The 14,182-nt window shown below is 44.6% G+C and carries 7 protein-coding genes; all 7 read right to left on the bottom strand.

Annotated elements, in window-relative coordinates:
- A protein-coding gene (locus QUA99_RS29795) for an IS5 family transposase (protein ID WP_333244246.1) occupies window positions 1–1,402 on the bottom strand; the annotation gives its coding sequence in 2 pieces (ribosomal slippage) (window positions 1–724 and window positions 724–1,402; 1,403 coding nt annotated over the 2 pieces). This gene is flagged as partial in the annotation.
- An 81-nt stretch (window positions 1,403–1,483) separates the two neighbouring features.
- A complete protein-coding gene (locus tag QUA99_RS29800; RefSeq protein WP_333244250.1) occupies window positions 1,484–2,053 on the bottom strand; it encodes a tyrosine-type recombinase/integrase in 570 nt (189 codons plus the stop codon).
- A 301-nt stretch (window positions 2,054–2,354) separates the two neighbouring features.
- Window positions 2,355–7,922, bottom strand: a complete 5,568-nt coding sequence (locus tag QUA99_RS29805; RefSeq protein ID WP_333244253.1) for an AAA family ATPase — start codon at window positions 7,920–7,922, stop codon at window positions 2,355–2,357.
- A 532-nt stretch (window positions 7,923–8,454) separates the two neighbouring features.
- Window positions 8,455–10,788 carry an NAD(P)-binding protein gene (locus QUA99_RS29810; RefSeq protein ID WP_333244256.1) on the bottom strand — a complete coding sequence of 778 codons (2,334 nt, stop codon included), beginning with the start codon at window positions 10,786–10,788 and terminating at the stop codon, window positions 8,455–8,457.
- A 130-nt stretch (window positions 10,789–10,918) separates the two neighbouring features.
- Complete coding sequence (locus tag QUA99_RS29815) at window positions 10,919–12,172, bottom strand: hypothetical protein (protein WP_333244259.1); 1,254 nt, start codon at window positions 12,170–12,172, stop codon at window positions 10,919–10,921.
- Between the two features lie 227 nt (window positions 12,173–12,399).
- Window positions 12,400–13,128, bottom strand: a complete 729-nt coding sequence (locus QUA99_RS29820; protein ID WP_333343629.1) for a tyrosine-type recombinase/integrase — start codon at window positions 13,126–13,128, stop codon at window positions 12,400–12,402.
- A 259-nt stretch (window positions 13,129–13,387) separates the two neighbouring features.
- Complete coding sequence (locus QUA99_RS29825) at window positions 13,388–13,909, bottom strand: nucleotide disphospho-sugar-binding domain-containing protein (protein WP_333244264.1); 522 nt, start codon at window positions 13,907–13,909, stop codon at window positions 13,388–13,390.
- Window positions 13,910–14,182: the final 273 nt, after the last annotated feature.

Consider the following 14,182-nt stretch of genomic DNA (forward strand, 5'->3'; position numbering starts at 1 on the left):
GGTTTTTGACATAAAAACACACAAAAAACCCGTCTTAACCAGGTAGAAAGGTTCATTACTAAAAAAGTAATAGCAATAGCTGTTTCAGAAGTATTATCAAGTTTTGTCATCACTCGATTCAAGCTGAATCTTCTTTTTCCTTGTCCAAATTTGCCCTCAATTGCATTCCTAATTCTCTCATCTTCCCAGGCTTGTTTCTTGCTTTCCTTACTCACAAATGCTGGTGGCCTTCCTAAGGGAGGTCCACTCATTCTAATTCCTCTTTCTTTACACCAAGCTCGGTTTTCCCTGGTTCGATAAATGCGATCGGCATGGACTGATTCTGGGTAGTATCCTGTGTAGCTTTTAAATGCTTCTATTTGGGCTTTAAATTCTCCCGATTCGTTAAAATTATCCCAACTTATCCGGTCTAAAAATACATATCCTTCAAAGCAACTCGCTGATAGTTTGGCTCCAAACTCTACGGTTTTCCCAGCCTTTCCTCTGACAATTGGACGGATATGGGGTTGGCTTAAACTTACTATTCTGTCCTCTATGCTCTGTTTGTTATTTGACCATAACCACAGTTGTTGGCGATAGACTTCTGTGAGGACTAGCAAGGTTTTATATTGTTTTTTGGTCAGACTTTGTAGAGGGGCACCTGATTCGATTAGTTGTTCAATATGAGCGAGGTTTCTTTTGATATACTGCAGTTGTTTTTTAATTGCTTGTTTTTTTTGTGGCGGGATGGTCTTCTTTGTTTGGCTACTGCTAAGTAGTCTTTTCTGGCTATTTTTCGGTAGGTTCTGGGTTTTTTCTTAATTTTTACTTTCAGGGATTTATAGAGAATGTCGATGATTTTTTCGGTATGAACTCGGGCTCGGTTTAATAGCCCTAAGTCCGTCGGATAGCTAATATCCGCTGGAGCACAGGTCGCATCTACGATTAATTTTCCTTGATTGGGTGCTTCATTTTTTGCGTCCGAATCCTTTTTTTTTTCGGGTTTGACTGCGATGGTTTCGCGCATTTTTTCCACCAGGCGTTCGTTCACTTTATTAATTAGATTCGCACTAATTCGTTGCCGAAAATGAACTAATAGCGACGGGTCAAATGGCAGTTCATTGCTGTTGATTGATTGACCGATAAAGTATTGTAGATACGGGTTTTCACGGATTTGTTCTACTGTTTCTCTATCGCTAATTCCCAGTTTTTCTTTGATGATTAATGCCCCCAATGCCATCCGAAATGATTTCGCGGGTGCGCCCATTTCGGTCGGGAAATTTTTAGCATATTCTGCTTCAAATTCATCCCACGGGATAAGTTCTGCCATCTTTACCCAACGGTTATCTGCTGACAACCTTCCTTCAAAGGGTAGTTTAAAGTCGGATGGGGGGCTTGGGGCAAGCTCAGCTTTTCTGTACACTAGCGCAGGTGGTGATGCACGGGTTTTGAGTCATTATATCTGTTTTTCTTGCACCCTTCCACCTTTTTAGGGTAACACAACTCATACAGTGTTTACTTTTGCAACTGCTTCAGCAAACCCTAAGTAGCGCTGCAACTGTTCGAGGTTGCTGTGACCGCTGATTTCTTGAATAATCCGCAGCGGAATTCCGGCGTTGCTCATCTGAGTCAGGGCAGTGCGGCGGAAGCTGTGGGTGGAGGCTCCCTCGATGCCGGCCTGCTCGAACGCTTTTCTCAAAACCTTGTCCGCTGAGTCGGGATGCAGATGCTTCCAGTGGTGAGAAGGGTGGCGACCAGGGAATAAATAAGTCTGACCCGCGTGGGGTTTCCAAGATGTCAGAAGCGATCGCAAATCTTCAATGACCGGAATCGTCCTAGTTTGGAGCTGGCCTTTGGTGTTGCCCTTGCGGAAGTTGATTGTAGGGCGGACTGTACCTCTGGCAGTGTAAATATCGATGACTTCCAGGGAACAAGCTTCGGCAATCCGACAAGCCGTGTACAGACAAACTCCGAAGAGCGTGCGATCGCGAGCGGTTTGCAAACCTTTGTTAAACAGCAGTTCGATTTCCTGTTGCGTGAGTATTTTTGCTTGCCCGTGCCGTTCTATCTTCATGCTTGGTGTATACTCGACCCGATGCTCCAAAGTCTTGCATACTTACTGCATTACTGCACCGGTCTGGGGGTATTTCTTAACGCGGTGGCTGAGGGCGAGCGTCATAAATTAGCCCAAGTGCAGCTAACGCAGTAAAGGTGCACTCATTCACATTTATCGGAGCAATTAGCTTAACAAAAGTAGTAGGATTAAGGATACTAAATGGGTCGATGCACTGCTAAAATTGGTTGACAACCTGCTGTTACTGTTGTAGCTCCAAATTGGACTCAGAACTCAACTAAATCATGTACTAACATAACGTCTATATACCCCGAGATAGGGGAATCTCCAAAACAAATTCAGCTCCCCCCCTCGGTGCTGAAATGCACGTTAGCGAACCGCCGTGTTTTTGTACGATAATTGAGTGCGAAACAGACAAGCCCAGACCAGTGCCCGAACCTACAGGCTTAGTTGTAAAAAAGGGATCGAATACCCTCACGCGGACTGATTCACTCATTCCAAGTCCGTTGTCTGCAATTGAGACGATGGCGCTAGTGCCTTTTACCTCTGTGCGAATCCGAATCGCAGGCGTTGGACACTGTTGGTTATCCAACAGTACCAGCGCATCGATCGCATTGCCTAGAATATTCATAAACACCTGATTGAGTTCTCCAGCAGAACACTCGACTAAAGGCAGGTTCCCGTATTCTTTAACAACTTGGATTTCTCTGCTCGCAATGCCTCCCTCGTCGCCGCTATCATTTCCATCCCCCAGCTTTAACGCTCTCGTCAGGCGGTGCTGCAAAATCAGCAGCGTGCTCTCAATCCCTTCGTGAATGTCAACCCGCTTCATCTCGCTCTCTGCAAGGCGCGAAAAATTCCGCAAACCTATCACAATATTGCGGATGCGCTCGGCTCCAACATTCATCGACTTCAGAATTTGCAGCAAGTCTTGTTGGAGGAAATCAAGTTCAATTTCCTCTGTTACTGCTGCCAATTCAGGAGTAAGATTCGGGTAGGTTCGCTGGTAAATATTGATTATTTGCAGCAAATATTGCATATATTCAGTGGCGTGAGTAAGATTGCCATAAATGAAATTAATCGGATTGTTAATTTCATGGGCAATTCCAGCAACTAGCTGTCCCAGACTTGACATTTTTTCAGTTTGAATCATTTGAGCCTGAGTCTGCTGCAATTCGCTCAGAGCATTTTCTAGCTGAACTGCTTGTTCTTTTAACTGCACTTCTGACTGCCTCAAAGCTGATTCAGTAGAGATTCGCTCGCTAATTTCCTGCTGCAGGAGCGCGTTTTTTTCTGTAACTTCCCGCGTTCTATCTTGCACTTTTGCCTCTAAAGTCTGGCTGTACTCCTGCAATTTTTCATTAGCTGCCGACAAGTTTTTATAGAGAAAAGCGTTTTCTAAAGAAATCGCAGCTTGAGTAGAAAGAAGCTTTAAAACTTCCTGCCTTTCTGCTGTAAAAACACCCGCTGCCAGATTGTTTTCTAAATAAAGCACAGCAATTAAAGTAGCTTGATTAATAATAGGCGTACATAAAATAGACTTAGTATTGTTTTTGACAATGTAAATATCATTTTTGAATAGTTCATCCCTCCCGGCATCATCTAAAACAACATCTCTTTTCGTTCGGACTACATAATTTATTAGAGACAATGGCAAATCCTGACTGAAAGCGATTGGAAGCGACTGCTGTACTACGATCCGATTTCGTTCAACAGAACCAGACGCTTCTATTAACAAGTCGCCATTTTTTGCTAAAATTAAAAAACCGCTTTGGGCGCCAGCGTTCTCCATCATAATTTTTAGCAATTTTTCTAGCAATTTACTCAAAACAACTTCGCTCGCTAAAACTTGCGAAGCCTTCATTACTGTTGCTAAATCGAGGAAAGAATTACCTGTTGTATTGTTTGTAACTGTTGTAGTTTCTGTAGGGGTAGTTCTCTCAAAGCTGGCGTTCTTAGCAGCAGATATCAGAGAAAGAAGCGGAGGATATCTTGACTCCAAATCTGCAACCTTAGTCTTCGCTCCCCACCGAGCGTAGCCGTAGTATGCTGATGCCATGTAAGTCTGACCGATCTCCTCTCTGGAGGCCCTTAAATAAAATTCAGCCGCCAGTTCGTAAGCTAAAGCTTCCTCCTGAACGTACCCCTGTTTTCTAGCTCCCGCGATGGCGCGATCGTAATACTCCATCGCTTCCCAATTTTGCCCTTTCACCCGCGCTATTTCTGCCTCAACCAGATCGTATTTATGCTGATAATTAGCCGGAGCACGGTAAGCCCAGCCCTTCATTTTTTCTTGATTCAACTCCACAATAGCCAGAGCTTCTTGTTGCTCGCTCTCCCTCCCAGATTCAGTTTGAGCTCGTACATCGGGATACTGAGCCAGAAGAGCTAGCGAATAGTAGAAATTGTGAACGGCAACCGTCATGTGTCCGGGTGCTGCTGCTTTATATTTTTCAGCGAGTGAAGCATTTTCAATGGCAGCAGCAAACTCTTTAAATAAGTAAGATAGAATTGCTTTAGCAAGATAGGCAGCAAAAAGGGATATCTGGTTATTTGCTGTTTCTAAGAGCGGCAGCATTTCTACTTCATCAAAGCTCTCGCCAATTAAGCAACATTTGTCAGCAGTAGGTCGGAAAAGATTCAAAACTAGCTGCCTCCATATCTTAATGTAGTAGAGCCCAAATTCTTGTTTGAGTTTCAGCAGTAAATCGAGATAATGAGCTTGGCGCGACTCTACAGATTCTAGGTAGTTGCCAATTAAAAATATATGAGCGCAAGAGTTCAAAGCACAATAGCCAGCATATTCTACATCTCCAGTATCCAAACCGCTTTGCACCCCGAATTGCAAAGCATCTATTGTTTCCCTAGCGTGTTCTTTCCAATGTCTGATAGTAACGTTAAACAGAGTGTATACTTTAGCTGTGAGTTCTTTAGCATTAAATTGCTCTAACAGCTTCAAAGCTATTTGACCGGAATAATATCCCGTCTCTAAATCTCCGAGTGCTGCACATAGGAGCAAGCCATAAATGCTGTAAGCGTAAGCTGCTAGCGCTGAATGACCGTTTTCAATGCAGAGATTAATTTGAGTCAATACGATGGGCAAAACCATCTCAGGCTTGGCAATAGAAGCGGGAGCTGAGATAGTCATCAGCAACCGCATCGCCGCCAGCTTATCAGGATCGTTCATTTCTGGAACATTTTCTAAATCTGTCAGCAAAGGCAATTTTACAGAGGCATTCCCGTCTTCTAGCAATTTGGGAGAAACCCCCAGCATGGACAATATTTCCCAACCCGTATCAATAGCTTTAATAAGCTGGTTCTGAGCGACATAAGATTGAATTTTTAGCTCGTATACTTTTACTTTATCGAGTAGGGTTTTTGCCTCTTGTAAAACAGCGTCAGCTAGTAGTTCAGAGTGCTTAAAATTGGTGTTTAAAAATTCTGTTTCTACTGCTTCTACATGGAGGTTGAGAGTCAATTCATACTGACTCTGCCAGCTATTAGCAGCAAGGAGTTCCAAACCAATATTTAGATACCTGGCAGCAGATTCGTAAGCTGTCGCTGCCTTTGCTTTCTGACCGGCAATTAGATTTAGGAAAGCTAGTTCATCTTTTTCTACTTGCCCAACTATTAAGTCAGCGCTAAAATTAAGTTGATTGACCAGAGCAAAGATATTTTCTTTTCTGTCTTCTGGGCTGGTATTTTGCAGCAAAAGTTTGCCAATGCTCAGGTGAGTCGATTTTCGAGCGGATTCGGGAATCAAAGAATAAGCGGCTTGCTGCACGCGATCGTGCAAGAACTTGTAGTCTACCCTGGAATCGCTGAGAATAAGTTCGCCCAGTTCATCCTGTTGAAAAACTAGCGGGATTTTGTAGTTTCCACTTAGAGGCAAAATTAAACCAGACTGAAGTGCCGGCCACAGAGCAGAAGCAGTAACCGATTCTGACTCTTCATTCACAATTGCCAAAACGCTTAAATTAAAAGTGCTGCCGATGCAAGCCGCCAATTTTAAGATTTTTTGCGTTGATGGTGGTAGCTTTAGAATATTCTTTGCTATCAGTTCAACGATATTGCAATCCGCAATGCCGATGGTTTGAATAAGTTCGATATCCCACTGCCAAATACCGATAAAAGTGTCGTAAGTTAGCAGTCGTTCGGAATCTAGCACTTTTAGCAGTTGAGTCAAGAAGAAGGGATTGCCTTGGGTTTTATTGAAAAGCAGTTCTGAGAAAGATTGTATACGGCTAGCTTCGAGAGATTCGTTGAGCGTGTCTGCAATTAGCTGCCTGACATGGTTTAGCTGTAAAGGTTTAACAGTAATATTATGGATGGCAGCCCCACTTTCTCGAATCTTTTCTAATGTCTGAATTAAGGGATGAGCTGGATTGACTTCGTTATCCCGATAAGCTCCGATCGTTAACAGATATTGGCTGTCGCGATCGCTCATCAGCAGTTGGATTAATTTGAGGGATGCCGAATCAGCCCACTGCAAGTCGTCTAGGAAAAGAACGAGGGGGTGTTCGGGTTGACAAAAGACTTTGAAGAACTGTTGAAAAACGCGATTAAAGCGGTTTTGGGATTCATAGGAGCTCAGTTGCGGTACTTCTGGCTGATGACCGACAATCAGTTCAAGTTCGGGAATAACATTAATAATTAGAGAACCATTTTGACTCAGTGCCGTTAAAAGCTTCTCTTTCCAAACAGCTATTTTTTCAGAATCTTCTGTTAATAGCTGTCGCAAGAGTGACTGGAAAGCTTGAATCAGCGAAGCGTAAGGAATATTGCGCTTAAACTGGTCAAATTTACCAGCAATAAAATACCCCCGCTTGGCTGCAACAGGTTTGTGAACTTCATTCACTAAGCAAGATTTGCCAATTCCCGAATAACCGCTGACCAGCATCATTTCGGCTGTGCCGAGGCTGGTTCGTTCAAACGCTTCCATTAATACAGCTACCTCTTCTTCCCTGCCGTAGAGTTTCTGCGGGATCAGCAGTTGACCGGATAAATCTTTAGACCCTACAATGAATGGTGAAATTGTGCCGAATTCCTGTAGCTGAGTTAGGCAATTTTCTAGATCGGCTTTTAGTCCCTCAGCAGTTCGATACCGCTCTTCTGCTGTTTTGGCTAATAATTTGAGCGCGATGTCAGAAATTGCTTGGGGAATTTCTGGATTTAACTGAATCGGCGGAACTGGTTGCTTTGCTAAATGGCAGTGAATCAATTCCATTGGGTCAGTGGCTGCAAAAGGTAGGGAACCTGTCAGCATTTCATAAAAGGTTGCACCCAAAGAGTAAAAGTCGGTACGATAGTCAATCGACCGATTCATCCGGCCCGTTTGCTCTGGGGATATATAGGCTAGCGTGCCTTCCAGACAATTAGGATTGTTAATTGTTTGGTTTTCTGTGCCCAGGCGAGAAGAAATGCTAAAATCTATAATTTTAACCACCAAAGTGGCAGTATGGACAATAATATTGGGCGGCTTAATATCTTTATGAACGATCTGCTGTTTGTGGAGTTGCCCTAAAGTTTCCGCTAACTGAATTGCTATTCGGAGAAAGCCGATAAAATCGTTCTTGAGAGAAGCAAGGATGTAATTTAAAGATTGAGCGCCAAAATCTTCCATAATTAAGGCGAAGCTGTTCTGGTATCTTTCCAGCCCCAAGCACTTAACAACTCCTGGGATGTTCAAGTTTTTCGCTATTTCATATTGATACTTTAAATTAGCAACCTCAATAGGATGTGGATACTGAGAGCGTAGTAGCTTAACAATAACAGGCTGTTCGTTCTGAAGCTTCAGCCCCCGATAAACAACTGTTTTAACGCCTTCATTAATTTTTTGAAAATTTGTGTATCCCGGAAGTTTTAGCATATTTTTTGGTAATTAATAATTCGTTTATAGTGCAATACGGTTCAGTTAAGGAAAATTATAGCGAAAATGTTTCCCGAGAGTGAAACGGAGGGTTCGTTCAAGGAGTTCCCAACCGTAGCGCGATCGGTTTTTTAACACTAACCCAAGCGTATTGGTTTATAGCGGCTTTAACAGAATTTACGCAACATCACCGCAGGCAGGGGGCAACCCGAGGGGACTTGCCCCTACGAAAGGTTGAGCCTTCTGCTGTTGGAGGTAAGCCCTGTTTAAATATTCACTCTTATCGGGCAATACTGCCGACAGTTGCGGAGGATCTCGCCCCAGCAGAGTCTGGAGAGGTACGTTGTTGGGCGGGGGTTCTCAAAGAGCGCACAAGGGCAACAACGTACTTCTGACCCGAGTTCTGCCGATCGCAATCTCTCTCCTGTCGTTCGTATCGCTCGGTAATTAAAGATATTATTCCGTTTCGGTGTTAGCTTTTTTTTCGCTTCGAGCGCTGTAAATTCATTGCTGCTGCACCCTAACACAGGTGTCAGAACCAAGCATCCCTCTCACCGATAATTTGTTTTGCATACTCAATCTCAAAAATTTGTTTTAAAATAGCACGGGCCGCTTGCATAGCTGACATAACGGTTGCTTCGACACAGCCGGAATTGTAACCGTTGTCGGTCCAGTCGCCCGTCAAGTAGAGGTTAGCGAAGCCTGATTCATCGGTTTTGAGCCGATATTTTGTACTTCCGGGAACAGAAAGCACGTAACGCTCTGAAGGATCGATGTTGACTCGCCAATATTGGGAATAGAAACGTTTCTGTCCCTGCTGGTTTTTTAGATCGACAAGCAAATCCCAATTTAACCCTTGAGGATTTTCTGGGGTGGTGGCTTTAGGCCACAGGTTGCCAATTTGGTTTTCGAGGAAGTTAATCGCCTGTTGTTCCACTTTCTCCTGTTCCCTTTTGGGGAAATCGCGATCGCTGCTGGGAGGAATTCCTGAGTCTGCTATTACGCCTGTAAAATAAGCAAGATTGTAGGGATAATGTTCGGAAGACCAATTTTCGCGCTGGATCAAATCACTCATATCGGCATAAGTATCGAGGGGTTCTACATAAGAACCGACCACAGGAGGGCCCCCCCTCCATCCCAACTGCTGTAAATTAGATTTAAGCCACAACTGTCCGCCTTGAGTTGGAACTGTTTCGATTTGATTCACCATCAACGCCCATTTTTGATGAGCGGGATTTTTTTCAGCATTAATCAAGTCGCCGCAGATAAAGGGTAAAGCTCCTAGAGAAATGCCGAGAATTACCAAGTCAAAATCTTCTCCAACATTGAGAGTGATTGGGGTTTCCTTATCTTGCCACGGAGTCCAAAAAGACTCCAAATTTACCTGCTGTTGCTGGAGTTCTTCACCTTCTACAATTTGCTCGTAGCGGGGTTGGCTCGGCCAGCAGAGAAGTCTCTTAACTTTAATCAGCGGATCATATTCTCGCAATGGTTCTTTGAGATTCACCTGGCGTCCCAAAGAAATGCTAACAATCGACTGCTGCGAATCGTCAAGGTGCAACTGTTTCACGCGGTGGAAAAACTCAAATTTGACACCCCGACGTTTCAGCACTTTATAAAGCGGGGCGAAAACCGTATCTCCCATACCAGCTTGCATTTTCCACATAATCGCCCCGCTGTACTGGAAAATTACGGTTGTTAGGATACGGATTGCTGTGCCTGCTGCTAGTCTGGGCTGATGAACGTTCCCCCCTGGAAAGGCATAAACAAGGTCATACAAAACGCGGATAAATGCTGAATTGATGCTGGTTTTCCCGGCTCCGTGTTTTTGCAGCCACTCTCTATAATCATATTCGTCTAAAGAGTCTAAAGAACCAGAATAAATTACTTCATCTACAAACAATCCCCGAAGGTTGGCAAATGCTAAATCTAACAAAACTATAATCCGAAATGTATCGTCATCTTGCTCAATTTCTGCCTCGATAGAGCTTCTCAACCGCTGCATAAATTGCTCTACAAGCTTAAGAATGATTTTGTGGTGTTCGGGACGATGAGTGCGGGTATCGTCCGGCATGGATTTTGCTAACTTGTAGGCCAAATCGAGAAATGTTCCTTCTGATGTTAAATCAATAGTGTCTAAGGTAGTTCCTATCTGTTTCATCGCATTTTCCAACCACTGACACCAGCGGGCTGGTTCTTTGAGAAGTAACTGCACCAGTTGGTCGGGAAGGTGAAGCGGTGCGATTTCTGAGGTGAGTTTAAGAGTTTCCCCGCCAATATCTATCTGTTTGGCAAGAAGTTCTAACCAGTTCGGGATTTGCTGATTACTGGATAATCGGTTAGCTGAACACTGAGATTTTAAAGAGTTTGAACCTTCAAATCCATCGTGCATCAATTTGAGCAGGGAGCAGATATGCTCCCACATCGAGAAATAGCCCCCTCCTTCCCAAGGAAGCAATTTATTCGTGGGAAAGTTGAACGGCCACTGAACCCAGCGACCGTTAATATATTCTTCGAGAACTATGAGACTGTGAGGCTTGAAGGCATCTTCTATGCTCAAAAAGGGGCCGTCTTCTCCTAATTCGTCGTAGCACTGCTTCATCAATCGAAAAGCATTCTCGTAGAATCCAAAGAAAATGTGCAATCCATGTTCTTCAATGCGGTAGGTAGGTTCGTGGTAGGGGGGGTTCGCCTCCACATTGCGTCCTGATGCACCCTTACCTCCGAGACGCCAGCCCTGCTGGTACACGGTAATATCGTAGAGGGCATTCCATCCCGGCTGGCTGGTGAGTTCAAATGCAGTAGTTAGGGAAGCTACTCCCCCTCCCAAGATGGCAATTTTTTTGAGTTTGGATGCTGAGGTCATGTGTTTATTTGTATTATCTAGCTTCAAAAGTATATCCTTCAAAAGGGAAGTGGCGTGCCAATGCTGTTATGCAAGAATGGCAAGTTATTGTTGTCCACTTTTTAACAAGCTGACTCACAGAAAGGGTAGCCTAAGAATGCGCTTTCCAAACCGCAGTACCATTTTCGACTGTGAAATCAAAGTTGAGCCAGAAAGCCAACTTCGGCTTTATGTTTACTGATTGTTCTGTTTGTAGGCTGCCTTTATAAAGTCCCAGTTCCTTGACAATAGGGTGGCTGGCAAAATCGTAGATTGCCACCTCGAACTGAGAGCCAAAAGAATCAAAACTTAGGAGTCGCCCTGCGTGAAACTTTGACACTTTCATGGGAATTTCTACGATAGCTTGATAGCAAGCTTGTTTCCCGTTTTCTTCATCGCGGAACTGCTTGAGCATGACTACAGGAATTTCTGCATTGAGCAAGTATTCTAACAAATTCAGCGGCAGCCACAAACCTGGAACTTCAATGATGCCGTCGTTCGCGAAAAGTAACTGCGTGATGTTAGTTACTGCTTCGGAATAACTAGCCCAATTTTTAGGTAATTGGTTTTTGCTCTCTACATTATTTTTGGACGATACTCTGATTAGCTGTTGCCATTGGGCTTCTGTTTGGGCCGTTAAAGTTTTCCACGTATAAGTGTGCAAACTGAAGGGTTCTTGCAAGTGATTATTAATTGGGGGAATTTTGAAGCCACCAATTTCCTTCGGGATGCCGTATACCTCGCGCCCTGAAACTAAAGCCGGTGAATTGCTGACAAATATGTAGGGGACGAACCAAGCAAAACGGTCTATTTTAAAGACTGGGCCGCATTGTTTCCCGACCATAGTCAACATCCAAATCACAACTTCCTGCTCGTCGATATAACCGCGATCTCTGTCGGGCTTTTCTCTAGAAGCCAGGGAATCTATAGTTCCAAAGGTTAGTATGATATAGTTTGCGGCTGGGCGGTACTCGACTTGTGGGCTGGTTAAATTATTGAGGTATTTGTCGCACAAATTCTGTAGTTGGTGCAAAGAACTTTCTAACACAAATCCGTAGAGGTTTGTACCTTTGATATCGTAGGGTTGTAGAAAACATTGCTCGTTAGCTCGTTCAATATATTGTGGAGGTTTTGAACGGTTACTGCCGCCCGATAAAAATGTCTCACCAAATTTATGTGCTTCTTGTTCTATGCTTTCGCCTCTGGCAGCAAGGTCTTGGAGGAGCAGATCTGGCGATTGCGGCGGTTTTGCGAGGATGTCTGCTAATTTTTGCGGGTTATGGAGCAGTTCCGCGATCGCGCTGCTTGCTCCTAATGCGGTGCGAAAGCCTGTTTGCAGAAGTTGAGCGGCGCTGTTAACATTCATTGCTTCATAACCTCATAGTGAGTTAGCTTGCTTCCTTCTTATATTTCAGTCATATCACAAATACCAATCGGTTCGATCTGAATTAACGCCAATTTTCTCAATTACAAACTCTTTATCGCTCGATCAAGCAAACTGAGCTCACGGCCCACCCATACTTCGTGTGACCGTTGGCGTGCGACCTGTGGTTCATACCCGACCCGACAGCGGAGTCGGTCAAACTTGCTGCATTACTGCACTGGTAGGTAGACAGGGAGCGATTGCGGCGGTTGGGGGCGCTCGTCATAAACTAGGAGACCGCTGCCAACGGGGTAACGAGCGTTTTCCAGTGTTAGAAAGCATGGAAAGTGAAGAGATCGCTCCTCTGACTTGTTCTGGCCCAACCTCTTTCGTAGCGCTGCAACTGTTCTGGCGTTGCGGTGGCCGCTGATTTCTTGAACGATCCGCAATGGGATACCCGCGTTGCTCATCTGTGTAAGCGCCGACCTTCTGAGGCTGTGGGTGGAAGCGCCGGTGATGCCGACTCGTTCGCAGGCTTCTTGGAACAGGTGAGAGGCGGCCTCCGGGTTTGCGTGCTTCCAGCGGTGGTTGAGGTGGCGGCTGGGGAACAGGTAGGGGTGTGAAAGATGTTTTTGTAGGTTTCTAACAGCAGCCTCAACTCTTGAACGATCTGGATAGTGCGGGTGGCGAGCTTGCCTTTGGTGTTGACGAAAGCGGATAATCGTTTCGGAGCGGATGACACCTGCCGGGGTGAAAACATTGATGACTTTCAAGCTGCACGCTTCGGCAATGCTGCAGGCGGTGTACAGACAAACTCCAAACAAGGTGCGATCTCGGTCGAAGAGCAAACCTTCGTTGAACAAGAGTTCGATTTCCTCTTGGGTAAGGATTTTTGCTTGTCCGTGTCCCTCTATTTTCATGCTTGGTGTATACCGACCTGACGCTCCAAAGTTTTGCATACTTACTGCATTGCTGCATCCGTCGAGGGTATTTCTTATTAATGCGGCGGCTCTTTTAAGGTCGCCAATAGCTGGGAGATAAAGAGAATTTGGTATACTACCGGGTTTTTGGGGTTAGAGGATGTTTTAAAAGTCCGGTCAGGTATAATTTAGCCCTGATGATTGGGCTTAACTGAGACGATAAATCAAGCTTTGGGCCCATACTTAGATGCTTCTTTGTGCCAACTATGAGGTCAAACGACCCTTTTAAAACATCCTCTTAGCGAACATCAGCTTTAACAGGCTGACCCGTAGAAACCGCTTGTTCGATAATATCCGCAGCGCGAGTCACACCGCCAGCATGACGAATAGTATCTTGTAACCGGCGGGCATTCTGTTGGTAAGAATCCTCTGCTAATACCCGACGGATGACATCGCGCAACCGAGGAACATTTAGGCGTACCAGAGGTACGACCTCACCTGCACCAGTTCTGGCGATACGACTTGCGATACCGGGCTGCTCGTTAGTAATAGGAACAGCCACAAGAGGGACGCCGCTGCTTAAAGCTGCCAAAGTCGTATTCATCCCAGCATGAGTAATAACTAAAGCTGCTTTTTCGATTAACTGTTGGTGAGGAGCGTAGGGAACCACTAAAGGTGAACCCGGTAAATCGAGAGCGAAATCTTGGATATTAGGGTTTCCTAGAGATATGACTGTTTGTGCGCCGTTCCCCAAACAAGCCTCGGCAATAGTTTGGAAAATTTCCCATTTGCGATGAATGCAAAGTTCCCAGAGAAGCATAAATCAAAGGTTGACCCGTCAATTTTTCAAAAGGAAAAGAAATAGAGGAGAAAGATACAGGTTCTAAACCAGAGGGGTCTTTTAAAGGGCCAATGTAATGAAACCACTGGGACAATTCTTTTCTAGGAAAATCAAACTCTGGGGGCAATTGGCAGAGTTGAGCGAGGGGAGAGTAAAAATCCTGCACGCTAGAGTAATACCATTTTTTTAAAGATGTGATAGACTTATGTAAGAAGTAAAGGAGCCAATGAAAATGTCTGGTCGCCCCAACAT

The sequence above is a fragment of the Microcoleus sp. F10-B2 genome, assembly GCF_036704965.1.
GTDB lineage: Bacteria > Cyanobacteriota > Cyanobacteriia > Cyanobacteriales > Microcoleaceae > Microcoleus.

What these genes read in the sequence shown, in the direction of transcription:
- QUA99_RS29825 (WP_333244264.1), bottom strand. Translation starts at nt 13,909, where the DNA reads ATGCTTCTCTGGGAACTTTGCATTCATCGCAAATGGGAAATTTTCCAA.
- QUA99_RS29820 (WP_333343629.1), bottom strand. Translation starts at nt 13,128, where the DNA reads ATGCAAAACTTTGGAGCGTCAGGTCGGTATACACCAAGCATGAAAATA.
- QUA99_RS29800 (WP_333244250.1), bottom strand. Translation starts at nt 2,053, where the DNA reads ATGAAGATAGAACGGCACGGGCAAGCAAAAATACTCACGCAACAGGAA.
- QUA99_RS29805 (WP_333244253.1), bottom strand. Translation starts at nt 7,922, where the DNA reads ATGCTAAAACTTCCGGGATACACAAATTTTCAAAAAATTAATGAAGGC.
- QUA99_RS29810 (WP_333244256.1), bottom strand. Translation starts at nt 10,788, where the DNA reads ATGACCTCAGCATCCAAACTCAAAAAAATTGCCATCTTGGGAGGGGGA.
- QUA99_RS29815 (WP_333244259.1), bottom strand. Translation starts at nt 12,172, where the DNA reads ATGAATGTTAACAGCGCCGCTCAACTTCTGCAAACAGGCTTTCGCACC.